Raw genomic sequence first — 25,064 nt, 5'->3', positions numbered from 1 at the left:
CTCAGCCGCTAATTGGAGTGATTTTCGTGACCAAGCTTCGTGTCGCCGGAATCGGCGTCGCCGCCGTTGCCGCGCTTTCGCTGACCGCGTGCAGCGGTAGCGACACCGCTTCGTCGGGCAGTTCCAGCAGCTCGATGGCGCCGTCGTCCTCGGTGCCCGCGCCGTCGTCCAGCATGGCCTCCGGTGCCGGCAACGGCGTGACCACCAACGCCGATGTCTTCGGCCCGGCGTGTTCGCAGCTGCCGCAGGGCTCCGCGCCCGGTTCGCTGGACTCGATGGGTCCGCAGCCGGTCGCCTCGGCCGCGTCGACGAACCCGCTGCTGACCAAGCTGGTGGCGGCCGTCAAGGCCACCAACCTGGTCGACACGCTCAACAGCCAGGAGGCCATCACGGTCTTCGCGCCGGCCGACCCGGCGTTCGCCGCGCTGGGTGACGCCAAGTTCAACGAGCTCGCCGGCAAGCCCGCCGAGCTGTCGCCGATCCTGCAGTACCACGTCGTCGGCAAGCGTTACGACGCCAAGGGCCTCGCCACCGCGGGTTCGGTCGACACGCTCAACACCGCCGGGGGCCCGGTGAAGATCGAGGGCTCCGGTGACACCATGACGATCAACGGCGCGAAGGTCCTGTGCGGCAACATCCCCACGAAGAACGCCACGGTCTTCGTGATCGACAAGGTGCTGACCCCGGGCACCAACCAGTAGATCAGCGCCCGAGCAGGGGGCCGAGGCGTTCCGCGATGTCGGTGAGGATCTGCACGTAGTCTTCGTGTTCGAAGGTGAACGGCAGGGCGAAAGCCACCTCGTCGATCTCGCGGAACGCCTGGTGCGCGTGCAGCCGCTCGGCGATTTCCGCGGACGTGCCGACGAAATCGGGGGAGAACAGCATCCGCGCGGGTCCCTGTGGTTCCGCGGTGCGAGGCAGGCGCTTTTCGGCGTAGGCCTCGTACTTCGCCCGCTGTTGCGGCGTCGCGCCGTCGGTCGGGATGACGACCAGACCCTGCGAGATGCGGCCGGCGGGGTGGTGCTCGCGGAACGTCCGGATGTGCGAGAGCTGGATCTCGGCGAAGTCGGTGCTTTCGCCTTCGGCCTTGACCACACTGCTGGTCAGGAAGTTCATCCGGTGCTTGCCGGACCACTCGGCCGAGCGCAGGCTCGCGCCGCCGTACCAGAGGCGATCACCCAGTCCCGGCGCCTGCGGCTGGACGCGGTCGGAGAAGACCTCGAACCCGGCGGTGCCGCTGAACTCCGTTGCCGGTTCGCCGCGCACGAAGTCCAGCAGCCGTTGCACCCGCTCGTAGGAGAAGTCCTCGGCGCCGGCGGTGTCGGGGTAGAGGGCGTGCTTCACCTCGTCCCAGCGCATCGGCGGGCCGACGCTGAGGCCCGGGTTGAGCCGCCCGCCGGAGAGCAGGTCGACGGTGGCGAGGTCCTCGGCCAGCCGCAGCGGGTTCTCCCAGCCGAGCGGGATCACGGCGGTGCCGAGCTCGATCCGGCTGGTCCGCTGCGACGCGGCGGCCAGCACGGCGACCGGCGACGAGATGCCGTACTGCAGGTGCCGGTGGCGCACCCAGGCGCTGTCGAACCCGAGCCGTTCGCCCAGCTCGATGATCTCCAGCGTCGACTCGTGGCCCCGGCGCGGGTCGGCCGCGTCGAACAGGCCGATGGTCAGGAAGCCGAGCTTCCGCAGAGGTCGTGACACGATGCCGATTCTGCCCCCGCGCACGCCGGCGTCCCACCTGGTGGGCTACTGCTCCCGCAGCCGGTCGAGGCCGTCGAGGATGAGGTCCAGGCCGAACTCGAACTCCGCCTGGTCGTCGCACCAGCCCAGGGTCGAATCCGGGTCGTCGTGGGCGACTTCGGCCAGCATCCCGGCCAGGTTCGGCAGCTGCGCGGCGAGTTCGGCGGGTACCTCGGCCGACGCCCCGGCGTTCGGGTCGAACAGCTCCTGGCTGAACCCCAGCGCGCGGCTGCCCAGTGCGTGCAGCGCGTGGTGGATCCGGTCGTGGGAGAACCCGCCCTCGCGCATCAGCCCGACCAGGCTGTCGTAGTGCTTCAGCACCGCGACGCTCGTCGACGAGCGCGTGCCGAACAGTTCCGGGGCCCAGCGGTGGCGCAGGAAGACCTGCCGCGCCGCGAGGATGCGCCGCCGGGCCGTCTGCTTCCAGTCCGGGCCGGGTTCCACGCGGGCCACCACGTCGTTGATCTCCTCGGCGACCACCTCGACGATCCCGTCGAGCACGTCTTCCTTCTTGGCCACGTGGTAGTAGAGCGACATCGCCTCGGCGCCGAGGTCCTCGGCGAGCCGGCGCATCGTCACCGCGCGCAGGCCGTGCTCGTCGGCGAGCGCGACGGCCGCCCGCAGCACGCGTTCCCGGCTCAGCGGGGTCCGGGCTTCGGTGGTCACGGCCAAGATCGTACAACGTAAGACGTCCTTGACCACGGGTCCGGAACGCAGCTACCTTACAACGTACGACTTACAACGTAAGGGAGCGGCCATGAAGGCCCTGGTTCAGCGCGCGTACGGTCCGCCGGACACCTTGACCTGGGAAGACGTACCGGACCCGGTGCCCGGCGAAGGTGAGGTGCTGGTCCGGGTGTGCGCGACCTCGGTCAACCCGTACGACTGGCACTTCCTGAGAGGCGAGCCGTACGTGGCCCGCCTGATGGCCGGGGGGTTCGGCCTGCGCCGTCCACCGGTGGGCGTCCTCGGGTGTGACCTGGCCGGCCGGGTCGAGACCGCCGGGACCAGGTTCGCGCCCGGCGACGACGTCTACGCGCTCCTGCCGCGGGGTGCGCACGCCGAGTACGTCCGCGTCCGCGAGGACCTGCTGGCGCCGATGCCGGCGAACCTCACGTACGAACAGGCGGCGGCGATGCCGATGGCCGCCGTCACCGCGCTGCTGGCCTTGCGAGGTGCCGGCGCCGGGCAGCGGGTGCTGGTCAACGGTGCTTCCGGCGGCGTCGGCACCTTCGCCGTCCAGCTGGCGAAGGCGCTCGGTGCCGAGGTCGACGCCGTGTGCGGCGCGGCCAACGCCGAGGTGGTGCGCTCACTGGGCGCGGACCACGTCTTCGACTACCGGGTGGAGGACTTCACCCGCAGCGGCCGCCGCTACGACGTCCTGCTGGACATCGCCGGCAGCCGGTCGCTGTTCGCCTGCCGGCGGGTGCTCGCGCGCAACGGCACGTTCGTCGCCGTGGGCGGTCCGGCGGGGCGGTGGGTGCAGCCCGCGGGGCACGTCTTCGCCGCCCTGGCTTCCGGGCCGCTGACGAGGAGACGTGTCGTACTGGCGGATACCGTGGCCTGCCGGGAAAGGCGGCCCTCCTCGGCGAGCTGGCCGGCATGGTGGAGCGCGGTGCGGTCACGCCGGTGATCGACCGGAGCTACCCGTTCGACGACCTGCCCGCCGCGTTCGCCCACTCCGAAGCCGGGCACGCCAAGGGCAAGGTCGTCGCCACCCTCGGCGTGCCCGGCGGAGCCGCCTAGCCGTTGTGCGGGCAGTTGCCGCGGTAGTCCGAAATGGACAGGCTGGTGCTCGGGATGGGGCAGAGGAACTGTTCGTAGCGGGTGTCGTTGTCGATGAACCGCTTGAGCCACGACAGCGTGTACTTCGCGATCGTCGTGTTCGGCGAGTTCGGGGCGAAGTGGCTGGCGCCCCGCAGCTCCAGGTACGCGCGGTCCAGAGTGGACGGAAGGCTGGTGTAGAACGGGATCGAGTGCGACGCCACCGGCGCGACGGTGTCCGACTGCGCCCCGACGACGAGTGTCGGCACCCGCAGTGTCGACCAGTTCTTCGTCAGGTTCCAGCCGGTCAGCGGCACCGCGGCCTGCAGTGACGGCCGCGAGCGCGCCGCTTCGAGGGTGCCGCCGCCGCCCATGGAGTGCCCGACGACGCCGAGCCGGCTGCTGTCGATGCGTGACCGCACCGAGCTCTGCTGCGTCAGGTAGTCCAGTGAGGCCAGCAGCTGCCTGCCGCGGCTGTCGGGCTGGTCGCTGGTGGTCAGGGTGTCGATGGTGAACACGACGAAGCCCTGCGACGCCAGGCGCGGGCCCAGCCAGGCGATGCTCGACTGGGTCGCGGTGAAGCCGGGCGCGATGGAGAGGGCGCCGAACGTGCCGGCGGTCGTGGTCGTCGGGTAGTAGATGGTGCCGCCGCCGAAGCCGGAGACGGCCAGCCGCGACACCGTCACGGTGCTCGTCTCGAACGAGCCGCGGGTGGCCTCGATGCTGGCGGTGGTGGGGTCGGGACCCCGCTCGTAGGGGTTCGCGGCGGCGGGCGCCGGCGCGGCGAACCCGGTGGTCAGCGCCAGGGCGGCCAGCACCACGCCGGCGGCCTTGGCGCGCCACCCACGGCGGCGGGAAATTTTCTCACTCGAGCCGGACGGCGTCGGCGGGCTGGTGAGTGCGGACATGGATCGCTCTCTTTCCCCGGGCAGGCGAAAGCACGCCCGGACACAGACGGGCGGATCGGCAGAACTGGTACACGGCAACGAAAAGGGGTGCCGCGGGTGGGGTGCGGGGTAACCGCTTCCCGTCGCCTATGAAACACCTTGGCGAAATGTTCCACATCCTCCGAATGGGGGAGTGGTCTGACGAACTGTGCGGTCGCTCAGGGAACGCGGACCGGCTCCAGGGCCCCGCGCACGAGGGTGTCCACCAGCGTCGTCGCGACGGTCAGGTCCACCGACCGGGCGGCCAGAACGTCGGAGTAGAGGAACGACTCGCCGAGCCGGACGACCGCGAACGCCAGGTCCGGCAGCCCGACCAGCGGAGCCAGCCCGGCGGCGTCGGCGTCGGCCCGGAACAGCTCGACGTGCGCGTCGACGAGCCCGGGCTGGACGGCGCCGCGCGGGTCGGTCAGCACGCGCAGGGCGACCGCCGACTCCGCCTCGATCAGCTTGCGCATGCCGTCGCTGCCGGCGACCTCGCGGCGGTACTCCTCCATGACCCACAGGCAGCGCAGCCGGCCTTCCGGCGTGCGGGCCGCGTCGCCGTGCCGGGCGCGCCAGCCGTCGAGCGCCCGCTGCCAGGTCCGGTCGGACAGCAGCCGCAGCCCGGCGCCCATGAGGTCGTCGCGGTTGCCGACGCGCCGGAAGAACGTGGTGCGCGAAATCCCGAGCTCGGCCGCCATCCGGCCGAGGTCGAGGCGGGTTCCGGCCATCAGCAGCCGGGCCGCGTGCCGGACGATGTCGTCGGTCGAGACGGTCACCGGCCCACCCTAGCTTCGGCGCCCCGGATCTCACTCTCCGCAGGTGGCCACCGGTTACCTTGAAGTGCGCGGCGGCCCTTCGGTTAGCGTGGTTTCGTGCGCGTAGACATCTGGTCCGATCTGGTCTGTCCCTGGTGCTATCTCGGCAAACGCCGCTTCGAGCGGGCGGTGGCCGAAGTCGGCGTCGAGGTCGAGGTGGTGCACCACTCGTTCCAGCTCGACCCCTCATTCCCCCGTGGCACTTCCCGGCCGACCCGCGAGGTGCTGGCCGAGAAGTACGGCCGGACACTGGAAGAAGCGGACGCGATGGAAGCCCAGATGGAGGAGCGCGCGGCCGCCGACGGTCTCGAGTACCACCTCGACGGCGTCCACATGGGCAACACGGTCGACGGCCACCGCCTGGTCCACCTCGCGGCGGAGCGCGGGATGGCCGACGCCGTCGTCGACCGGTTCTACCGAGCGCACTTCACCGAGCGTCGCTCGCTGTTCGACCGCGATTCCCTGGTGGAGCTGGCGGCCGAAGCGGGCTTGGACGCCGACGAGGCGCGAGCCGTGCTCGAGTCCGACGCGTACGAAGCGGAAGTGGCGGCGGACGGCGAGCAGGCCCGCGCACTCGGCGCGTCCGGCGTGCCGTTCTTCGTGATCGACGAGCGGTTCGGCGTGGCGGGAGCCCAGTCGCCGGAGGTGTTCGCGCAGGTGCTGAGGCGAGTCAGCGACGGCGCCGCCGCCGGGTGAACCGCGACCGGTCGGTGGCGACCCCGGCCAGGTGCAGGGCGACGCACAGCAGCCCGGCGGTGGTGAGCGTCCCGGTGGTGATCACCGGGCCCAGCCCGAACCCGGCCAGCTCCATGAGCAGGGCGAGCCCGAAGAGCACGGCGGCGAGAATGGCGAGCATGACGGCCTCTTTCCACGGCGGTGCGGCCAAATGGTCCACACCACTGCGACGTTCGCGGGACCGGGGGTTCCGGTCCGGTGGCCGGTAATGCCCGCGCTCTGGCCGCCTGAAACGACCTTTCGTGCGCGTCCCGTCGCCGGCCCGCTCCCGCACTCGCCTCGCCTGCCGCCTCGCTTCGCGCAGCCGGCCGCCTCGCTCGCCCACTCGCGCGGTCCCGGCGCGGATTCCCGCGCCGTACTCAGGCGGCCGGTTCGCGTTTGCCCGTCGGCTTGCGTACTTGAAGGGTTGGTTCGCGCACCTATCCGGTCGCCTCGCGTACCTCGCCCGGCCTCGCGCGTATTCTCGCCGCCTTCCTCGAGCGGTCGGCACGCGTACCTGCCCAGTCGGCCTTGCCTCGGGAGGGCCATCACTCGTGATTGGAAGGTCGACTCGCGTGATTGGAGGGTCGGCACGTGTGATCAGAGGGTCGACACGTGATTGGAGGGCCGCCTCGCGTGATTGGAGGGTCGACACGCTGATACCCGCTCAGCACCCGTGATGCCCGCTCGACCACCGGCATGAGCCCGGCCCGCGGGGGCGCCCCCCGTTTTCCACTCTACCGGCGGGCACCGACAGTTTCGGGTCAAGCGCGAGGTGGGGCGGTGCTCGAGCGGATGACCAGCTCGGTCGGCAGCAGGACCGGTTCGCCGGCTTCGGTGCCGGTCTCGATTTCGGCCAGGAGGGCCTCCACCGCGTGGCGGCCCACCGCCTCGAAGGACTGGCGGATCGTGGTCAACGGGGGCCAGAAGTGGGCCGACTCCTCCATGTCGTCGAAGCCGACCACGCTCACTTCGGACGGCACTCCGCGGCCGATTTCGTGCAGCGCGCGCAGCAGGCCCAGTGCCATCTGGTCGTTCGCCGCGAACACCGCCGTCACCGCCGGGTCCGCCGCCAGGCGCAAGCCCGCCTGGTAGCCCGACTCCGGTGACCAGTCGCCGACCAGGACCGGCGGTACCGGGCGGCCCGCCCGCTCCAACGTGGCCTGCCACGACCTCCGGCGGCGCTCGGCCGAATACGACTGCGGCGGGCCCGCGATGTGCCACACCGTCGAGTGCCCCAGCGAAAGCAGGTGGCTGGTCGCCCGGGCGGCGCCGTCGGCCTGGTCGTTGTCCACCACCGGGTAGTCGTAGCGGGCGCTGGAATCGATCACCACCACCGGGAGCCCGTGCGGCAGTTCGATCTCGCTTTGGTCGAGCTGGTGCTGCTCGATGAGGATGATGACGCCGTCGACGGCCTGCTCGTTCAACGTGCTGAACGCCCCCGTCACCTCGCCCTGCGTCGGGCGCGTCACCGGCATCAAGATGATCGAGAACCCCTCCGGGACGACCGCCGCCGCGATGGCGTCGAGCGTGCGGCTGTTGCCGAAGGTCGGGAGCGCCGAAATGATCACGCCGATGCTGCGGAACTGGCCGTTGCGCAGGGCGCGCGCCGCGCTGTTCGGCCGGTAGCCGATCCGGCGCATCGCGTCCAGGACCCGTTCGCGCGTGGCGTCGTCCACATTGGTCTTCCCGTTCGCGACGCGCGAGACAGTCTGGCCCGACACGCCCGCCTCGCGGGCCACGTCCGCCATCGACGGCCCCCGGCGCCGGGCGGCGTGGCCGGATGCGGACGAGGTCGCTGTCTGGCGCGGCACGGTCACTCCTTGGTGTCCTGGACATGTTTACGTCAACACGTTACTCTGCGGCCGTCCATGTTGACGTAAACATCACGCCGGGTCCAGTGCCCGGCCGCATGACCACTCGGAGAGACGATGACGTCCACAGCGGCTCCGCCCGCCCCGGTGCCGGCGCGCCGGGCGCCCGCGGCCCGCCGGCCGCGGCGGAAATGGCGGGGCTGGCTCTTCGTCGCCCCCTTCATGCTGGTGTTCGCGCTGACCTTCATCGCGCCGGTCGTGTACGCGTTCGTGCTCAGCCTCTACCGCGACCAGGCCTTCTTCGGTGGCACCGTGTTCGTCGGCGCCGACAACTACCTCCAGGTCTTCGGCGACCCGAAGTTCTGGGAGGCCTTCCGGCGGGTGCTGGTGTTCCTCGCCGTGCAGGTGCCGATCATGCTGGTGCTCGCGCTGATCGCGGCGCTGGCCATCGACAGTGCCCGGCTGCACGCCGCCGGGTTCTTCCGGATCGTGATCTTCCTGCCGTACGCGGTCCCCGCCGTGGTCGCCGCGCTGATGTGGGGCTTCATCTACGGTGACCACTTCGGACTCGCGGCCGACCTGAACCACCTGCTCGGCACCGCGATAGCGCCGTTGTCGCCGAGCTGGCTGCTCACCTCGATCGGCAACATCGTCACGTGGGAGTTCGTGGGCTACAACATGCTCATCTTCTACTCCGCGCTGAAGGTGATCCCCAAGGAGCTGTTCGAGGCGGCCGCGATCGACGGCGCCGGGACGTTCCGCACGATCGTGTCCGTCAAGCTCCCCGCGATCCGGGGCGCCATCGTGGTCGCGACGATCTTCTCGATCATCGGCAGCTTCCAGCTGTTCAACGAGCCGAACATCATGCGCAACCTGGTGCCGAACACGATCGGCACCTTCTACACGCCGAACATGTACGCCTACAACCTTTCCTTCAACGGGCAGCAGTACAACTACTCCGCCACCGTCGCGATCGTGATGGGCGTGATCACCGCGGTCATCGCCTACGTCGTGCAGCTGCGCGGCTCCCGGAAGGAGATGTGACGTGGCTGCCTCTTCGATGGCACGGTCCTCAGTGACCAACCCCCGCAAGTCGCGTGTCCTCACCGGCTTCATGGCGCTCTACCTGCTCTACACCCTGGTTCCCCTGGTGTGGCTGGTGATCAACGCGAGCAAGACCCAGCCGGCGCTGTTCTCGACGTCGGGACTGTCCTTCGGCGGCCCGTTCGCGCTGTTCGACAACATCGGCCAGACGTTCACCTACAACGGCGGGATCTTCTTCCGCTGGCTCGGGAACACCCTGCTGTACGTGGTGGTCGGGGCCGGCGGCGCGACGATCCTCGCCACCGCGGCGGGATACGGGCTGGCCAAGTACCGCTTCCCCGGCCGCCGCTCGGTGTTCGCCGTCGTCCTCGGGGCCGTGGCCGTGCCGCCGACCGCGCTGGCCGTGCCGACGTTCCTGATGTTCAGCAAGCTCGGGCTGACCAACACGCCGTGGGCGGTCCTCATCCCGTCGCTGATCAGCCCGTTCGGCCTGTACCTGATCTGGGTCTACGCCGCCGACGCCATCCCGGACGAGCTGCTGGAAGCGGCGCGGATCGACGGTGCCGGCGAGATCCGGATCTTCCTCACCGTGACCTTGCGCCAGCTGGTCCCCGGGATCATCACCGTCGCGCTGTTCACGATGGTGCAGACGTGGAACAACTACTTCCTGCCGCTGATCATGCTCAGCGAGCCGAAGTGGTACCCGCTGACCGTCGGGCTCAACCAGTGGAGCGCCCAGGCCAACGGTGCCGGCGCCCAGCCGATCTTCAACCTGGTCCTCACCGGGTCGTTGCTCACCATCATCCCCCTAGTCGTCGCTTTCCTGCTCATGCAACGGTTCTGGCAGTCCGGGCTGAGCGCCGGCAGCGTCAAGCAGTAAGAAATCCGCCGTCACACCGCCGTGAAGGGACATTCGATGTCAAGATTCCGCACCCGCGCCAAGGCGGCCGCCGTCGTGGCGCTGGCCGCCGCGCTGGCGGTCGGCTGCTCGTCCGGGGGCTCGTCCTCCGCGCCCGCCGCTGCCACCGGCACCCAGGATTCCGTCGACGCCGCGCTGAAGGCCGGCGGCGAGATCACGTACTGGAGCTGGACCCCCTCGGCCAAGGACCAGGTGGCCGCGTTCCAGAAGGAATACCCGAACGTCAAGGTCAACTACGTCAACGCGGGGACCAACAAGGAGGAGTACACCAAGCTCCAGAACGCGATCAAGGCCGGCTCGGGTGCCCCCGACGTCGCCCAGATCGAGTACTACGCCCTCCCGCAGTTCGCGCTGACCGATTCACTGGCCGACCTCAACCAGTTCGGTTTCGGGTCGTTCGAGAAGGACTACAGCGCCTCGACGTGGGCGCAGGTCAAGAACGGCAACGGGATCTACGGCCTGCCGCAGGACTCCGGCCCGATGGCGCTGTTCTACAACAAGGAAGTCTTCGACAAGAACGGCGTCACCGTCCCGAAGACGTGGGACGAGTACATCGCCGCGGCGAAGAAGCTGCACGCCGCCGACCCCACCAAGTACATGACCTCGGACACCGGTGACCCCGGGGCCGTGCTGAGCATGATCTGGCAGGCCGGTGGGCACCCGTTCACCGTCGACGGCCGGAACGTCAAGGTCAACCTCGCCGACGCGGGCACCAAGAAGTGGACCGCGATGTGGGACCAGATGATCCAGGGCAAGCTGCTCGCCCCGGTCAAGGAGTGGTCCGACGACTGGTTCCGCGCCCTCGGCGACGGCACCATCTCGTCCCTGGTCACCGGCGCCTGGATGCCGGGCAACTTCATCTCTTCGGTGCCCGGTGCCAGCGGGAAGTGGGCCGTGGCACCGATGCCGACCTACGACGGCCAGAAGGCGGTCACCGCGGAGAACGGCGGCAGCGCCCAGTCGGTCGTCAAGCAGAGCAAGAACCCGGCCCTGGCCGCGGGTTTCGTGCGCTGGCTCAACCACGCCGGCGGCGTTCAGCCGTTCATCAAGAGCGGCGGCTTCCCGTCCACCACGGCCGACCTGACCTCGCCCGCGTTCGTCGACGAGGCGGTGCCGTACTTCGGCGGCCAGAAGATCAACCAGGTGCTGACCCAGGCGTCGAAGGACGTCGCGCCGGGCTGGACCTACCTGCCGTACCAGACCTACGCCAACAGCGTCTTCAGCGACACCGCCGGCAAGGCCTACCTGAACGCCACCCCGCTCGACGCCGGGCTGGCGGCCTGGCAGCAGGCCATCGTCGACTACGGCAACCAGCAGGGCTTCACGGTCAGCGCGGGATGACCGTCGACATCGAAGGTGACGCGGGCCAGGTCATCGGCCCGGTCCCGCGTCGCCTCTTCGGCTCGTTCGTCGAGCACATGGGCCGGTCCGTCTACACCGGACTGTACGAGCCGGGGCACGCCACCGCCGACGACCGCGGGTTCCGCGCCGACGTGCTGGAGCTGGTCCGGGAACTCGGTCCCACCGTGCTCCGCTACCCCGGTGGCAACTTCGTCTCCAGCTACCGCTGGGAAGACGGTGTCGGACCGGCCGGAACCCGGCCGGTCCGGTTGGACCCGGCGTGGCACAGCGTGGAATCCAACCGCTTCGGCCTGCACGAATTCGTCGCGTGGGCCGAAGCCGCGGGTGCCGAGGTGATGTACGCCGTCAACCTCGGCACCCGCGGCATCCAGGAAGCGGCCGAGGTCCTGGAGTACTGCAACCACGCCGGTGGCACGGAACTGAGCGAGCGGCGGCGCGCGAACGGCGCCGACCGCCCGTTCGGGTTCAAGCTGTGGTGCCTGGGCAACGAGATGGACGGCCCGTGGCAGATCGGCCACAAGACGGCCGACGAGTACGGCCGCCTGGCCGCCGAGACCGCCCGCCTGATGCGGATGGTCGACCCCGGTGTCGAGCTGGTCGTCGCGGGCAGCTCGCACGCCGACATGCCGACGTTCGGCTCGTGGGAGCGCACGGTGCTGCGCCACACCGCCGAGCTGGTCGACCACATCTCGCTGCACGCCTACTACCAGGAGCTGCACGGCGACACCGACAGCTACCTGGCCAGCGCGGCCGCGCTGGACCGCTACATCGCCACGACGGCCGGGGTGATCGACGCAACCCTCGCCGAGCTGGGGCTCGACAAGAAGATCGGGATCAGCGTCGACGAGTGGAACGTCTGGGACCTGCGCCGCTGGAACGAGGTCGACCAGGCGAAGCTCGCCGAGGGCGGCTGGCGGGAGCACCCGCGGATCATCGAGGACACCTACACCGTCACCGACGCGGTCGTCGTCGGCTCGCTGCTGAGTTCCCTGCTGCGCAACGTCGACCGCGTGACCATGGCGAACCAGGCCCAGCTGGTGAACGTCATCGCGCCGATCCGCTCCGAGCCCGGCGGCCCGGCGTGGCGGCAGACGACGTTCCACCCGTTCCGGCAGGTCGCCGCGCTGGCCGGTGGGGAGAGCCTCCGCCTGGCCGTCGAAGGCGAGCGGCTCCGGACCGCGCAGCACGGCGAAGTCGACCTCGTCGACGCCGCCGCGACGATCGAGGAGTCCGGGCGCGGGGCGGTGTTCCTCACCAACCGCGCGACGGCGTCGCCGACCGAAGTCCGGATCCGCCTGCGCGGCGCCCGGTTCGGCGTCTACGCCGCCGAAACCCTGACCACACCGGACGGCGAGACCCGCCACACCGTGAACACCGCCGACGCACAACCGGTCCGGCCGGTGCCGCTACCCGGCACGGTCGCGACGTCCGATCCCGGGGGGACCACCATCACCGTGACACTGCCACCGCTGTCCTGGACCGTGCTCCAGCTGACCCCGCAGGCGGCCCCGAATGCCTGAGTTCGCCATCGGGGAGCACGACTTCCTGCTCGACGGCCGCCCGTTCCGCATCCTTTCGGGGGCCCTGCACTACTTCCGGGTGCACCCGGACCTGTGGGCCGACCGGATCGACAAGGCCCGGCGGATGGGGCTCAACACCATCGAGACGTACGTGGCGTGGAACGCGCACGCCCCCGAACCCGGCACGTTCGACCTGACGGGCGGCCTCGACCTCGACCGCTTCCTGCGGCTCGTCGCCGACGCCGGGATGTACGCGATCGTGCGGCCCGGCCCGTACATCTGCGCCGAGTGGGACAACGGCGGGCTGCCGGCGTGGCTGTTCCGCGACCCGTCGGTCGGGGTGCGCCGGTACGAGCCGAAGTACCTGGACGCCGTCCGCGAGTACCTGACGAAGGTCTACGAGGTCGTCGTCCCGCACCAGATCGACCGCGGCGGACCGGTGCTGCTGGTCCAGGTGGAAAACGAATACGGCGCGTTCGGCGACGACAAGCGCTACCTGAAAGCGCTTGCCGAGCACACGCGCGAGTCCGGCGTCACCGTGCCACTGACCACAGTGGACCAGCCGACGCCGGAGATGCTGGAAGCGGGCAGTCTCGACGGGCTGCACCGCACCGCGTCGTTCGGGTCCGGCGCCGAGGCGCGGCTGGCGATCCTGCGCGCGCACCAGCCGACCGGGCCGCTGATGTGCAGCGAGTTCTGGAACGGCTGGTTCGACCACTGGGGCGCGCACCACCACACGACGTCGGCCGCGGACTCGGCGGCGGAGCTCGACGCGCTGCTCGCCGCGGGTGCCTCGGTCAACCTCTACATGTTCCACGGCGGCACCAACTTCGGCCTCACCAACGGCGCCAACGACAAGGGCGTCTACCAGCCGCTGATCACCTCCTACGACTACGACGCGCCGCTGGACGAAGCCGGCGACCCGACGCCGAAGTACCACGCCTTCCGCGACGTGATCGCCCGCTACCACAAGGTGCCCGACACCGTCCCGCCGCCGGCTCAGCCTGCGCCGACGCCTGCTGGCGTGCTGCGGGACCCCGTCCGGCTGCTCGACGCCCCGGACCGCTGGGGCACCTGGGAGTTCCACGAGGACCTGCCGGCGTTCGACGAGCTGACGCCGATGCCGCAGCTCGCGCTGCTGCGCACGGCCGTCGAGGGCGACCGGCCCGGGGTGCTCACCTTCGGCGAGGTCCGCGACCGCGCCACGGTGTTCTTCGACGGCGACCTCGTCGGGACGCTCAGCCGGGACCACCACGAGCGCGCGATCCCGCTGCCGCGCGCCCGCGGCGAGCTGCTGGTGCTGGTCGAAGACCAGGGCCGCGTCGACTACGGCCCGCGCATCGGCGAGGCGAAGGGCATCATCGGCGGGGCGTCGCTGGACGGCGAGCCGCTGACCGGCTGGGACGTGCTGCCGCTCGACCTGGCCGCGCTGCCTTCGCTGCGTCCTGCGTCGCCGGAGTCCGTGGCGGGCCCGGTGGCCGGGCCGGTGGTGCTGCGCACCGAGATCGACCTCGACGAGCCCGCCGACCTCTTCCTCGACACCGGGGAGTGGGGCAAGGGCGTCGCGTGGCTCAACGGGTTCGCGCTCGGCCGGTACTGGCGGCGCGGGCCGCAACGGACGTTGTACGTGCCGCGCCCGGTGGTCCGGGCCGGTGCCAACGAACTCGTCGTGCTCGAACTCGGCACGATGCTCGACCCCGCGGCCCGGTTCGTGCCGCGGCCGCTGCTCGGCCACACCGAGGCCTAGAAGAGTCCCCACCGCACCGAAGGGCAGATTCGACGATGAACCTGCGGCGTTTGCTCACCGTCCTTTGTGTACCGATTGTCGCGACCGGTCTGGCCGCGGCGCCGGCGGAAGCGGCCACCGCCGTCACCGTCAAGCCGGACCCCACCTACCGGCAGCAGCCGTTCGACGGCTGGGGCGCCAGCCTGGCGTGGATGGCCGAGGCGACCGGCGGCTACCCCGACGCCGTCCGGAACAAGCTGGCGGACCTGGTCTTCGGCCCCGACGGGCTGAACCTGAACATCGCCCGGTTCAACGTCGGCGGCGGCAACGCCCCCGACGTCCCGTCGTACCTACGCGCGGGCGCCGCGGTGCCGGGCTGGTGGAAGGCGCCGGCCGGCACCACCCGCGCCGACAAGGACTGGTGGACACCGGGCAACCCGGCCGAGTTCGACCCGAAGGCCGACCCGAACCAGCGCTGGTGGCTGGACAAGATCAAGAACCGCGTCACGAAGTGGGAGGCGTTCAGCAACTCGCCGCCGTACTTCCAGACCGTGTCCGGGTACGTCTCGGGCGGCTTCAACGCCACCGACGAGCAGCTTCGCTCCGACAAGATCGGCGACTTCACCGCGTACCTGACGCAGGTGGTGCGCACCCTCGAACGCGCGCACGGCATCAAGTTCGCGTCGGTGAACCCGCTGAACGAGCCGAACACGAACTACTGGAAGACCACGCTCGGCGCCGACGGCAACCCGACCGGCGGGCGGCAGGAAGGCGCGCACATCGGGCCGTCGGTCCAGTCGCAGCTGATCCCGGCGATGGCCGGGGCCCTCAAGGCGGCCGGTTCGCGGGCGATCGTCTCCGCGCCCGACGAGACCAACCCGGACATCTTCGCCGCGGACTGGGCCGGCTGGTCGGCCGACGCCCGCGCCGCGGCGGGCCGGCTCAACGTGCACACCTACGGCACCGGCAACCGGCCGGTCCCGCGCGACCTGGCCAAGGGCGCGGACAAGCCGTTGTGGATGAGCGAGGTCGGCGGCAGCTGGCTGGACCGCCAGGACTTCACGGACATGGACCCGGGCCTCGGCATGGCCAAGCAGATCACCGACGACCTGCGGCTGCTCGAGCCGAGCGCGTGGGTCAGCTGGCAGCCGATCGAGGACTACAACAACATGAAGCCGGGCGGGGAGTCCGCGGCCGGGATGAACTGGGGCGAGATCCAGGTCCCGTTCGACTGCCCGAAGAACGCCACGCTGCAGACCTGCCAGATCAAGACGAACACGAAGTTCAACACCATGCGCAACTTCACCCACTACATCCGGCCGGGTGACCGGCTGGTCGGGGTGAACGACACCGCGTCGACGGCCGCGATGCGCGGCGAGGACCTGGCGACGGTCGTGCACACCAACGCGGGTACCGACGCCCAGGACGTCACGCTGGACCTGTCGGGCTTCCGGAACGTCCGTCCGGGTGCGTCGGTGACGCCGGTCGTCACCGACGTCACCGGGGCGTTGAAGCGGGGCAAGCCGGTGCGGGTGACCGCGGGCAAGGCGACCCTGCGGGTGCCGGCGCGTTCGGTGACGAGCTTCCTCGTCGACGGCGTCTCCTCGACGGCGGCCGGCACGGGCCTCGGCTCGGGCAAGCCGGTCACCTTCACCGGCGTGCAGAGCGGCAAGTCGCTGTCGGCGGAGAACGGCACGCTGGTCCAGCGCACGACGGACGCTTCGGCGGCGGCGCAGCGCTGGACGCTCACCGACCGCACGGGCCGCTACGGCAGCCGCGACCGGTTCACCATCACCAACGCGGGCACGGGCCAGGTGCTCAGCACGTCCGGCGGCGCGGTGACGCTGGCCGCGGCGGGCACGTGCGACCCGGCGGCGCAGTGGACGCTGTCCACGACCGGTGACGGCACCTGGACGTTCGTCAACGCGGCGAGCGGCCAGCTGCTCGACGTCACGAGCGAGTCCCGCGAGGACGGCGCCCGGATCGGCCTGTACAAGCCGACCAACGGGTCCAACCAGCGCTGGCAGGCCATCGCCGGCTGACCGGGGAACCACTGAAGGCCACCACCGCTTCGCGGGTGGTGGCCTTCAGTGTGGTCAGGCGGGTTTGAGCGGGTCGTGGCCGAGCGACATCAGGCGGTGGCGCCAGTGGGCCTCACCGGCGGTGGGTTCCAGGTCGTCGCGGCGCTCGGAGTGCACCCGGTCGACCACCTTCCGCATCACGTCCGCGTCGCGGCCGTCCACGTCGGACCGCCGCTTGCGCAGGACACCCAGGACCTGGTGGCCCGTCGGCGGGCCCGCCTCGGCGGGGAGCGGCTCGGTCTCCGGGCCCGCGTCGCGCGTGCGGAGCCAGTCCTCCAGCTCGCGCGAGGTCATGTTCACCACCCGGTGGAACTCCGCCCACAGCTCGTCGTCAACAGCCGGATTGTCCATCTTCTGCGGCTACCCGGCGCGGCCGACGTCAAACCGGGGGCCCGTGGCCGGTAGAATTCGTGCGGACCCGTTGAAACGCCAGCGGTGGTCTCTGTTGACGCTGCTGGCGAGCTCGATCCCGTGCTCGCCGCTTGACGCATGGGAGGGGTGGGCCTTGCCGACCACTGGCGACGGCATGGCGGAGCGGGTCGACGAGCTGAACGCCGTCCTGGCCGATCTCGTCGGGGTCCTCGAATCGATGTCCGACACGCCGGGGCTGCTCGAGGCGGTCTGCGGCGAGGCGGTCCGGGTGGTCCCGGACGCGGACCTGGCCAGCATCCTGGTCGTCCGCGACGGCGTGACCCAGACCGCGGCCTTCACGGACGAGCGAGCCCGGCGCATCGACGACGTCCAGTACGCCGCGGGCGACGGGCCCGGCCTGCTCGCGGCGCTGACGGGCGAAGTCGTGCGGGTGGCGGTCGCGGAGACGGGCGATCAGTGGCCCGAATTCGTGGCGGCGGCCAAGGACCTCGGCGTGGGCAGCTACCTGGCGGTCCCGCTGCGGGTGGACGACACCCTGGTGGGCGCAATCACGCTGTTCGGCTTCGAGACCCACGGTTACCACGAGTTCGACACGAAGGTGTTGCGGCTGTTCACGTTGTGCGTGGAGACGGTGTTGCGGCTGACCCGCCGCTACCGGGAGGCCAGAAGACTCGCGGACGAGCTGCGCAACGCGATGGAGACGCGCGCGGTGATCGAGCAGGCCAAGGGCATGCTGATGCTGATCCACCGGGTCACCGAGGACGCGGCGATGCACCGCCTGATCGTGGAGTCCCAGCACACGAACATCAAGCTGCGGGACGTGGCGGCCCGCTTCACGAAGAGGATGAGTTCGGCGGACGGGGGCACGGCCCGGCACTGAACAGCGTCCCCGGGCCGCCCTGCGCCGGTGTCGCCGCGGTGGCGTCCCCCACGGCGACCGCGGTCGCCGTGAGCACGGCCTTCCCGAGCCGCTCCTCCAGCTCGGCGAGCAGCGGCGTGGTGCGCAGGGCGGTCTCGGAGACCAGCACCGCGTCGGCGTGCCGATACGGCGTGCACCGTCGTCACGCCCGCCTCGGCGAGGAAGGCGGCAAGAGGGCGGTGAGCGCCCGCGCCTCGTCGGGGGCGCCGTCGAGACCGTGGGTGAAACTGCAGCTGGAGCACGCCCAGCCGACGACGTCCGGGGTGACCGTGAACCGGTCGGCGGCCGCGGTGAGGCGTCCTGGAGTCCCGAGCGCACGCACGGCGGCGGTTTGTGTCGCCGCGTCGAGGTCGCCGACCCGGCCGACGTCCGGATCCCACTCGACTTAGGCGAAGTCGAGGCCGGGCGCCGGGTCGAGCCGCCGGCACAGGGCGGCGAAGTCGTCTTCGCCGCAGTCACCGGTCGGGTCAACAGGCCGATACGCATGACCTGGGTTACCCGTGGGGCGCCAGTGCAGCAGGGGCGCCGCCGGCCTACGACACGGATCTGCACCTGGCGCCGGGCTCGCCGCGGCGAACAGCAGGAACGAGCCCGCGCGTCTCCAGCCGAGGCGGCACTCCATGCCGGTGATGACCGCGAGCGAGCCCAGCGGCCGTCCGGTGGCCAGCCACACGCAGGCGGCGACCGCGACTGGTTCGGCGGCCCCGTGACCGACGAGGGTGGTCTCGCCGCGGCGGTCGCCGAGCAGCAGCCCGGTCGAGCGGATCGGGATGGCGGCCAGGGTGAGCCCGGGAAGCCGGTCGAAGAGCCCGGCCACTGCGACTCGTCCTTCGGCTTCGCAGTGATGGGCCGGCGCGATAACCGCGTCGGCGAGGGTGGCCCGGTCGCCGGGAGTGCCGGTGACCACCGTGCCTTCGCGGTGGCCGCAGGTGTAGTGCCACGTCGTGAGTGTCATGCCGGCACCGGATTCGGCAGTGGCACCGGGGCGACCGGCACGGCGTGCGCCGGTTCGGGAATGCCCAGCAGCCGGTACAAGGTGCGGCGCAGGATGGGGCCGGCCTCGCCGGGCCGGGACGTCAAGAGGCGGTGGATGACGCCGGGCAGACGAGCGGCGTCACGGGCCGCGGCGGCGGCGCGCAGCTGGGGAACCAGTGGCCGGCCGGGCCGCCAGCGGGGCGCGTGCCGGGCGAGGACCTCGGCCGGGGTGCCGCTCAGGAGCGGCTGGCCGGGGTTGTCGTCGAGAAGGATCGAAGCGCCGGTGGCCGCGCCGTAGCCGGTAACGGATCCGTAGTCCCCGAGCACGTGGTCCGCGGCGACCAAAGCGGCACGCCATCCTTCTTCGGGCGGCACGAGGACGAGTCCGGCACGGAGGGCCGCCGCGAGCCAGGAGCGGACCTGCCGGGTCCCGTGGTGGGCCCAGATCGCGGGGTGCAGCGCACCGACGACCCGGTAGCCCTCCCGCGGGAGGGTGGCCAGGACACGGTCGAACAGATCAGGGTGACGGCCGAACGCCGACCGAGGTGACCAGGTCGAGGTGACCACGACGACCTGCTGGTCGCCGGTGGCGCCGAGCGCGTGCCGGTACCAGTCGCGGTAAGGCAGGCTGGCGGTGATGCGGTCGAGGGCGATGTCGCCAGCGACGACCGCGGTGGGGAGCGCTTGCGGGCAGGCTCGGGCGAGGAGGTCGCGCTCGTCGTCGTGGACCAGGACAATCGCGTCGGCGCGGACCCGGCCTTCGCACATCAGCTGGCCGGCGCCGAGACCGAGCTGGGGGTCGTACGGCCGGGTGGTGGCGGGAGGGCGCCAGGGCCGGTACTGCCCGAGGCCGCCACCGTGCGGAACCAGCAGTGCCGGCGCGGTCAGGTCGTCGAGGCCGCGGGTGCTGCCGGCGAGGACGAGGTCGACATCGCTGCGGCGGGCTTGGGCCCACGGCAGCACCGGACCGCCCTGTGCGCGCAGGAAGTCGTGCGTGGCCTGCCAGTTTTCGCCGGCGTCGGGATCGGTGAACACGACCTGCACGCGATGGTCGGCTTCGAGCAGGGGGAGCAGGTCCAGCAGACGCGTGCCGGCGACCACGTGCGGCACGAGCACCAGGACGGATTTCGTTCCGCACCGGGTGGCCCAGTGGGCATCGGCGCGCTCGATGGGGCTGCGTACCCAGCTGACGGCGGCCATCGCGGTCCTCCTCGTGGTTGTCCAGTTGTTGTCACGAAGGTGGAGGAGGGTGCTCACAAAAGGCTTTCGGCCTGCGGTTTCGTTGGTTGACAATCGATCAACAATCACCATTACCGGGCCAGCGAACTGGCGCTGACGTGGTCTTTTGTCGGAAACAATGGAAAAATACCGGTAGTGGGGCGGTCGGCCGGTGGCCGAAGCCGTGGCGGAGGGGGTCGCATGGAAATCGCGCTCGGAATTCTCGGGCAAACGGCCATGCTGCTGCACGGGAAAGTGGATGTGAAGTGGGCTCACCCGCGTTCGAGGCAGGTGCTCGCCGCCTTGCTGACGTCCCCGAACCAGCGGTTCCCGGTCGACGCGGTCGTGGACTGGGTGTGGGCGGAGCACGAGAACGCGCCGCGAGGTGCGCTGGCTACCCTGCACCAGAACGCCGTGCACCTCCGGCAAGCGCTGCAGAAGAGCGGAATCCCGGCTCGTGTCGGCGTCGGGAAGAACGGCTGCGTGGTAGAAATCGACGAAGTACTGGTCGATCACCGCCAGTTCGCCCGGGGAATGGCGCGGGCGCGCGAGCTGCGTGATCGCGGCGACCACCGTCGCGCGCAGATCGAGGCGCAGGCGGCGGTGCGGCTGTGGCGGGACGATCCGCTCGCCGACTTGCCGACGCAGCGGGCGGACGACTGGCGTGCGCAGTGGACGCGCGGCCACTGGCTGCCCGCCAATGCTTTCCTGGTCGCCGAGCTGCTCGCCGTCGGTCATGGCGACGTGGCGCTCGGCAGGCTGCTGGAGCTCGAACACGCGCATCCGCTGGAACTCGGCCTGGCGAAACTGCGCTTGCGCGCGCTGGCCGCGACGGACCGCCCGGACGAGGTGACCGAGTTCTACTTCGCCAAGCGCCGCCAGTACCTCGACATCGGCGAACTGCGTGCCGCGGATGAGCTGCGGGGGGTGCACGACGAGGTGATCTCCGGCGACGGTGGTTTCCCCCGCCAGGTCGTGCGGATTCGCGCCGTGGACGTCGAGGAGCCGGCCGGCCGGCCGGTCTGGCACGTGCCTCCGGACTGCGACGGAATCGAAGGACGGGCCGAGCTGCTGGCGGAACTCGACGCGTTCACCTCCGATTCGAGCGGCGCCTCGCGGCGAGGCGTGGTCGTGGTGACCGGTGGGCCGGGCGTGGGCAAGTCCACGGCGGTCGTGCGGTGGGTGCACCGGGCCCGGCGCCGGTTTCCGCACGGAGCCGTCCTGCTCGACCTGCGAGGGGATGGTCAAGCGACCTCCGCGAGCAGCGGCGAGGTCGTGGACACGTTGTTGTCGTTGCTGGATTTCCCGGTCGACCAAGTGGTGAGTCCCGTGGGGAGAGCGGCGAAGCTCTCGGCGCTCTTGCAACGGCGGCCGATGCTGGTGGTCCTGGACAACGTCGACAGCCGTGAGCAGATCGCCCCGCTGCTCGGCGTGCTCGACGCCTGTACGGTTCTGGTGGTTTCGCGGTGGCGGCTGCCTTCGCTGGCCGCGACGGTTTCCCCGCCGGTGGTGACCGTGCCGCCGCTGACCGATCAGGACTCGACTGCGCTGCTCGACCGCCGGATCGGCCGGCGGGCCCGGGAAGATCGCGACGGCGTGGCCGAATTGGTGCGGGTTTGCCAGGGGAATCCGCTGGCGCTCACGTTGGTGGCCGACCGCGCCGCTGCGCGGACCGGCCTGCTCTTGTCGACCCTGGCCAGGCAGCTGCGGGACGCGGACATGCTGCTGGATCTCGGGTACGAGGGAGATGCTCTCCAGCGAAGCCTGCGTGCGGCGTTCACGGCGTCCTACCGAGTGCTGGGGCCGGGTGAGCGACGCGCGTTCGCGGTGATCGGGGTGCACCCGGGAGCGGAAGTGACGACCGAGGCGGTGGCAGCCGGGGACGGGCGCCCGCTGCCTGCCGTGCGCCGTTCGCTCGACGTCCTGGTGGCGGCGCACCTGCTCGAGCACCCGAGCGATCTGGATCGCTACCGCGTCCACGACCTTTTGCACGCCTACGCCGCTTCGGTCGCCGAGCAATTGGCCGATGTGGCGGCAGTGCGGCGCCGGCTGTTCGATTTCCACCTGCAGATGGCCTATGAGGCGCATCGTCTGGTTTTCCCGTACAAACCGCCGCCGCAGCTGCCGGCGACCCGGACGCGGCCGGGGGCCGGTTTCGGCAGCGCGGCACTGGCCCGGCAGTGGGTGGTCCGGGAAAAGAACGTACTGCTGGAAATTGCCGCTGCCGGTGGCGGTGAAAGCGCTTACCTGCCCGCGTTGTTCGCCGAGCTGATCACGGAAATGGGTTTCTACGCCGACGCGATCAGCTGCCTCACCGCGGCGATCCGCAGTGTCGAAGAGGTGCTCGCCGAAGGTGGTGACTCCGCGCCGCAGCTGCGTCAGGTTCTCGGGTCACACCTGAACGACCTCGCGGTCGTGTTGATGCACATGGGCGAGGAGCCTCGGGCGGAACACCACCTCCGGCGGGCATTGGCGCTCGCCGAGGCCGACGGGTTTCCGCTGGGCCGGATCGTTTCGACGCTGAACCTGGCCCGGTGGCACCTGAGGGTCGGCCGGGCGCCGGAGGCCGCGATGCTGTGCCGGTTGGCGCTGCAGCTGGCCGATGAGCTGAACGAGCCGTCGTTGTGTGCCGCCGCAGCCCATCGGCTGGCGAACGCGCTGGTCGCGGCCGGCGGGTTCGAGCAGGAGGCGCTGGACCTCTACGCCGAGGCGCTGGAACACCTGTGGCAATCCGGCGATCGGACGGCACGGTTGCAGATCCACACCGCGCTGGGCGCGCTGCTCACCGACCTGGGGCGCCTGAACGAGGCTGATGAGCAGTGCCGGCAAGCTGCGGAGCTGATCCCGGCGTGCCTGAACCTGCCGGCGGTGATGAAGCTGAACACCGTACTGGCCCGATTGCGGCACCAGCAGGGCAATGCCCGGGCGGCGTTGTGGTACGCGCACCGCGCGGTCGAGCTGGCCGACCGGACCCGCCACGCCACCGGCCAGGCCAGGGCGTTGTCGACGCTGGCGGTGATCCTGCGCGACCACGGGAACCGGGAAGACGCACGAGCGTTGTGGATGCAGGCGGCGGACCTCTACCAGGGGCGGGCACGGACCAGGCGTGCGGCGGAGATCGAGGGGCTGCTCGCCGAGCTGGATGCCTCGGAGCCAGTCATCCCGGCGGCCCGCGACGGTGAGCGGGACACCGTGGCGATGCTGCCACCGCGGTTGCGGCGAAACCGTTAGACGTCACCCGATACGGCATTTCCCTTCTCGTGATCGGCGCGGATCCGCTACAGAAGACGGGCGAAATCGTTGGCACAGCGCGTCTTTCGGTGCATGATCGTCCACCGGGGCTGACACTTCAGCCGTCCGCGCCGGCTGATCGTTGGCGGGCACCAGGGGTGGCAACCATGCTGGGTGCATGCGCCTGATTCGCCCGAACCGACAATTCGGCTTTTCGGGCACGCGTGTAACGACCGTTACAACTGTGCCCACCGACGTCACGACCGCGGGACGAGGTGGTCCACACTCATCGACGGGCACACCGCACGGGGAGCGGAACCAGCCATGAGCGCTTGTGACGATCGACGGCCACTCGGTTGGCGGTGTACCCGCCGACATCGATGTCGTTGGGTGGGATGCGGACCGCGTGACACGCGAGCCAGCGACCGGGGCTGCGTTCCCACGCACACGGATCAGCTGGTCGGGGCGGCGATGATCTGGTGAGCGACGATCACAGAGGCGCGGGTCCTCCCGAGTCGGTGCCCGCCGAGATCCCGGCCGAGCTCGTGCAGGTCCTCGTGGACCGCTACGCCGCCGGGGAAACGATCGAAAGCCTGGTCGCGCGGCACCCCTACAGCTATCGCAAGATCCGCGTCGCCCTGCTCGACGCGGGCGTCACGCTACGCCCACCGCGGATTCCGCTGCCGCCCACCCCGCCCGGGTTGGTCAACGCCTACCTCGACGGGCGTTCGATCCGCCAGCTCGCCACCACCTACGGCATGTCCTACAACCAGACTCGCAACGTCCTCCTCGCGGAGGGTGTCGAACTCCGCCGCCGGGGTCAGCCCTGACGCCGGTTGCGCCGGGTTTCGCGGCTTCGGCGAGACCCGGCGCAACTCGCCCCCAGTAGGGTGGTTCCAGGCGTCAGGCCGCCATGATGATCCACCAAAGCGGCATCAGGTACGTCAACGACTTCTCCTTCCATCGATCAGGACCAGGAACCGCTCGCTCCGTAGGCGGACGAGGTACCATCTTTGCCCTCATGTGGAGTGCGGTGACCAAGGGGGTGAGCCTCGTTCGGTGGTCATTCGGTTGGGTTGCCGAAACCATACCCGTGCCGGATGAGGTCGAATCATCGGGGGTCGTCATCCGACTGTGCGCCACTTTCGAGGAAAACTGCGCGGTCGTCTGACCAGGCGAATTCGCTGCGAATTCGACGGGACGCGGCACTTTCCGCAGTCCACTGTAGAGATTCAGGAGGGCCGGATCTCGTCCACGGCAACGGCGTCCGAGGAGGTGTCGCCCGGTTACATCACCCGTCAGCCTGTAACTCGCGAAAGGAAGAACTGAAGTAATTTCACTCGAAAGAGTGGCACTGTCGCTACCAGTTCCGGACCGGCGGCGCGTACCCCGGCGGTTTGTCGCCGATCTTCAGGTCCGGGCTGACGATCCAGTTCTGGTATGCCGGGGTGAACATGCGGTACACCAACGCCCGGGGACCGCGCTCGCCTCGTCGAGCAGGGTGCGCAGCTCGGCCGGGATCTCGAAGTCGAGTGCCGCCGTGCTCTTGGCGAGCTGGCCGGCGTTGCTCGCGCCGACGATCGCCGCCGCGATGCCCGGCTGGGTGGCCACCCAGTTGATCGCCACCTGGGCCGGGTCGACGGTGTTGGTGAACTTGGTGGTGAGCACCACCGGTCGCGGGAGTTCGTTTCGGCGATGAGCTTGCCGAGGATCGTCCTACTCTCGCCGGCGGTGTAGGACTCCGCCGTGTCGACGAAGCTGCCGCCTTCGTGGAGGTACTTCCGGAAGATGGGGCGGGCTTCGTCCTCGGTCTTGCCGTAGGCGGCGTGGAAGCCGGCGGTGCCGAAGTTCATCGTGCCGAGGGCGAGCCGGCTGACGCGCAGCCCGGGTCGGACCCGCAAGTCCGGTCCGCGAGCGCCTCCGGATC

The 25,064-nt window shown here is 70.4% G+C and carries 25 protein-coding genes and 1 pseudogene; 13 read left to right on the top strand and 13 right to left on the bottom strand.

Translation table 11 applies throughout. The annotated features are described in order from the left end of the window. Positions 1 to 26: 26 nt before the first annotated feature. Positions 27 to 701 (top strand): fasciclin domain-containing protein, encoded by a 675-nt coding sequence (locus ACFVYA_RS23250; RefSeq protein ID WP_285985650.1) that lies wholly within the window; start codon positions 27 to 29, stop codon positions 699 to 701. Between the two features lies 1 nt (position 702). On the opposite strand, the gene ACFVYA_RS23245 is transcribed toward ACFVYA_RS23250, so the two are convergent. Together ACFVYA_RS23245 and ACFVYA_RS23240 are read right to left on the bottom strand one after the other, a co-directional pair. Continuing rightward, on the bottom strand, positions 703 to 1,695 hold the full coding sequence (locus tag ACFVYA_RS23245; RefSeq protein WP_387047824.1) for an LLM class flavin-dependent oxidoreductase: 993 nt from the start codon (positions 1,693 to 1,695) through the stop codon (positions 703 to 705). Positions 1,696 to 1,740: 45 nt separating this feature from the next. After that, positions 1,741 to 2,400, bottom strand: a complete 660-nt coding sequence (locus tag ACFVYA_RS23240; protein ID WP_387047823.1) for a TetR/AcrR family transcriptional regulator C-terminal domain-containing protein — start codon at positions 2,398 to 2,400, stop codon at positions 1,741 to 1,743. 91 nt (positions 2,401 to 2,491) lie between these two features. On the opposite strand from ACFVYA_RS23240, the gene ACFVYA_RS23235 reads away from it, so the two are divergent. Together ACFVYA_RS23235 and ACFVYA_RS23230 are read left to right on the top strand one after the other, a co-directional pair. After that, entirely contained in the window at positions 2,492 to 3,367 is an 876-nt protein-coding gene (locus ACFVYA_RS23235; protein WP_387047822.1) for an NAD(P)-dependent alcohol dehydrogenase, read from the top strand. After that, complete coding sequence (locus tag ACFVYA_RS23230) at positions 3,298 to 3,480, top strand: zinc-binding dehydrogenase (RefSeq protein ID WP_387047889.1); 183 nt, start codon at positions 3,298 to 3,300, stop codon at positions 3,478 to 3,480. Before ACFVYA_RS23235 ends, ACFVYA_RS23230 begins: the two co-directional genes overlap by 70 nt. Here ACFVYA_RS23230 and ACFVYA_RS23225 read toward each other — a convergent pair. Further along, positions 3,477 to 4,406, bottom strand: a complete 930-nt coding sequence (locus ACFVYA_RS23225) for an alpha/beta hydrolase family protein (RefSeq protein ID WP_387047820.1) — start codon at positions 4,404 to 4,406, stop codon at positions 3,477 to 3,479. The two genes, ACFVYA_RS23230 and ACFVYA_RS23225, sit on opposite strands and share 4 nt — an antisense overlap. Before the next feature lie 197 nt (positions 4,407 to 4,603). After that, complete coding sequence (locus ACFVYA_RS23220; protein ID WP_285985645.1) at positions 4,604 to 5,203, bottom strand: QsdR family transcriptional regulator; 600 nt, start codon at positions 5,201 to 5,203, stop codon at positions 4,604 to 4,606. A 108-nt stretch (positions 5,204 to 5,311) separates the two neighbouring features. Here ACFVYA_RS23220 and ACFVYA_RS23215 point away from each other — a divergent pair, with 108 nt between their 5' ends. Continuing rightward, the gene (locus ACFVYA_RS23215) at positions 5,312 to 5,938 is read left to right on the top strand and encodes a DsbA family oxidoreductase (RefSeq protein ID WP_387047888.1); all 627 of its coding nucleotides are present in this window, start codon (positions 5,312 to 5,314) and stop codon (positions 5,936 to 5,938) included. Here the strand turns inward: ACFVYA_RS23215 and ACFVYA_RS23210 are convergent. Beyond that, positions 5,913 to 6,098: a hypothetical protein gene (locus ACFVYA_RS23210; protein ID WP_013229246.1), complete on the bottom strand. Its 186-nt coding sequence runs from the start codon at positions 6,096 to 6,098 to the stop codon at positions 5,913 to 5,915. The two genes, ACFVYA_RS23215 and ACFVYA_RS23210, sit on opposite strands and share 26 nt — an antisense overlap. Before the next feature lie 622 nt (positions 6,099 to 6,720). Next, the gene (locus ACFVYA_RS23205; RefSeq protein ID WP_387047817.1) at positions 6,721 to 7,776 is read right to left on the bottom strand and encodes a LacI family DNA-binding transcriptional regulator; all 1,056 of its coding nucleotides are present in this window, start codon (positions 7,774 to 7,776) and stop codon (positions 6,721 to 6,723) included. A 111-nt stretch (positions 7,777 to 7,887) separates the two neighbouring features. On the opposite strand from ACFVYA_RS23205, the gene ACFVYA_RS23200 reads away from it, so the two are divergent. From ACFVYA_RS23200 to ACFVYA_RS23175, 6 genes are read left to right on the top strand one after another with little or no spacing between them, the layout of a single operon-like run. Further along, positions 7,888 to 8,814: a carbohydrate ABC transporter permease gene (locus tag ACFVYA_RS23200; RefSeq protein WP_387047815.1), complete on the top strand. Its 927-nt coding sequence runs from the start codon at positions 7,888 to 7,890 to the stop codon at positions 8,812 to 8,814. 16 nt (positions 8,815 to 8,830) lie between these two features. Further along, a complete protein-coding gene (locus tag ACFVYA_RS23195; protein ID WP_387047886.1) occupies positions 8,831 to 9,694 on the top strand; it encodes a carbohydrate ABC transporter permease in 864 nt (287 codons plus the stop codon). A 36-nt stretch (positions 9,695 to 9,730) separates the two neighbouring features. Next, a complete protein-coding gene (locus ACFVYA_RS23190; RefSeq protein ID WP_387047814.1) occupies positions 9,731 to 11,074 on the top strand; it encodes an ABC transporter substrate-binding protein in 1,344 nt (447 codons plus the stop codon). Continuing rightward, positions 11,071 to 12,615 (top strand): alpha-N-arabinofuranosidase, encoded by a 1,545-nt coding sequence (locus ACFVYA_RS23185; RefSeq protein ID WP_387047812.1) that lies wholly within the window; start codon positions 11,071 to 11,073, stop codon positions 12,613 to 12,615. Before ACFVYA_RS23190 ends, ACFVYA_RS23185 begins: the two co-directional genes overlap by 4 nt. After that, complete coding sequence (locus ACFVYA_RS23180) at positions 12,608 to 14,362, top strand: beta-galactosidase family protein (RefSeq protein ID WP_387047810.1); 1,755 nt, start codon at positions 12,608 to 12,610, stop codon at positions 14,360 to 14,362. Before ACFVYA_RS23185 ends, ACFVYA_RS23180 begins: the two co-directional genes overlap by 8 nt. A gap of 35 nt (positions 14,363 to 14,397) precedes the next feature. Continuing rightward, positions 14,398 to 16,383 (top strand): RICIN domain-containing protein, encoded by a 1,986-nt coding sequence (locus ACFVYA_RS23175; protein ID WP_387047808.1) that lies wholly within the window; start codon positions 14,398 to 14,400, stop codon positions 16,381 to 16,383. 54 nt (positions 16,384 to 16,437) lie between these two features. Here ACFVYA_RS23175 and ACFVYA_RS23170 read toward each other — a convergent pair whose 3' ends face one another. Next, positions 16,438 to 16,773 (bottom strand): DUF3140 domain-containing protein, encoded by a 336-nt coding sequence (locus tag ACFVYA_RS23170; RefSeq protein WP_387047806.1) that lies wholly within the window; start codon positions 16,771 to 16,773, stop codon positions 16,438 to 16,440. A 175-nt stretch (positions 16,774 to 16,948) separates the two neighbouring features. Between ACFVYA_RS23170 and ACFVYA_RS23165 the strand changes: the two genes are divergently transcribed. After that, complete coding sequence (locus ACFVYA_RS23165) at positions 16,949 to 17,674, top strand: ANTAR domain-containing response regulator (protein WP_387047884.1); 726 nt, start codon at positions 16,949 to 16,951, stop codon at positions 17,672 to 17,674. On the opposite strand, the gene ACFVYA_RS23160 is transcribed toward ACFVYA_RS23165, so the two are convergent. The 4 genes from ACFVYA_RS23160 to ACFVYA_RS23145 form a co-directional block, all read right to left on the bottom strand. Beyond that, on the bottom strand, positions 17,628 to 17,822 hold the full coding sequence (locus tag ACFVYA_RS23160; RefSeq protein ID WP_387047805.1) for a hypothetical protein: 195 nt from the start codon (positions 17,820 to 17,822) through the stop codon (positions 17,628 to 17,630). The genes ACFVYA_RS23165 and ACFVYA_RS23160 overlap by 47 nt on opposite strands. Positions 17,823 to 17,855: 33 nt before the next feature. Continuing rightward, positions 17,856 to 18,035, bottom strand: coding sequence for a hypothetical protein (locus ACFVYA_RS23155; protein ID WP_387047804.1), 180 nt, complete (start codon positions 18,033 to 18,035; stop codon positions 17,856 to 17,858). Between the two features lie 63 nt (positions 18,036 to 18,098). Next, entirely contained in the window at positions 18,099 to 18,668 is a 570-nt protein-coding gene (locus tag ACFVYA_RS23150) for a hypothetical protein (RefSeq protein WP_387047802.1), read from the bottom strand. Beyond that, positions 18,665 to 19,888: a hypothetical protein gene (locus ACFVYA_RS23145; protein ID WP_387047800.1), complete on the bottom strand. Its 1,224-nt coding sequence runs from the start codon at positions 19,886 to 19,888 to the stop codon at positions 18,665 to 18,667. Before ACFVYA_RS23145 ends, ACFVYA_RS23150 begins: the two co-directional genes overlap by 4 nt. Before the next feature lie 219 nt (positions 19,889 to 20,107). On the opposite strand from ACFVYA_RS23145, the gene ACFVYA_RS23140 reads away from it, so the two are divergent. Then, complete coding sequence (locus tag ACFVYA_RS23140) at positions 20,108 to 23,137, top strand: BTAD domain-containing putative transcriptional regulator (protein ID WP_387047798.1); 3,030 nt, start codon at positions 20,108 to 20,110, stop codon at positions 23,135 to 23,137. A 479-nt stretch (positions 23,138 to 23,616) separates the two neighbouring features. Continuing rightward, on the top strand, positions 23,617 to 23,967 hold the full coding sequence (locus tag ACFVYA_RS23135; RefSeq protein WP_285985632.1) for a helix-turn-helix domain-containing protein: 351 nt from the start codon (positions 23,617 to 23,619) through the stop codon (positions 23,965 to 23,967). 580 nt (positions 23,968 to 24,547) lie between these two features. Here ACFVYA_RS23135 and ACFVYA_RS23130 read toward each other — a convergent pair. Both ACFVYA_RS23130 and ACFVYA_RS23125 read right to left on the bottom strand, forming a co-directional pair. Next, the gene (locus ACFVYA_RS23130; protein WP_387047796.1) at positions 24,548 to 24,805 is read right to left on the bottom strand and encodes an aldo/keto reductase; all 258 of its coding nucleotides are present in this window, start codon (positions 24,803 to 24,805) and stop codon (positions 24,548 to 24,550) included. 65 nt (positions 24,806 to 24,870) lie between these two features. Next, a pseudogene (locus ACFVYA_RS23125) lies at positions 24,871 to 24,990 on the bottom strand (aldo/keto reductase); the annotation flags it as partial. Positions 24,991 to 25,064 lie beyond the last annotated feature (74 nt).

The organism is Amycolatopsis sp. NPDC058278 (genome assembly GCF_042881395.1).
Classification (GTDB): domain Bacteria; phylum Actinomycetota; class Actinomycetes; order Mycobacteriales; family Pseudonocardiaceae; genus Amycolatopsis.
Note: the sequence above shows the minus strand (reverse complement) of the source record. Positions and strands in the feature narration are given on the sequence as shown.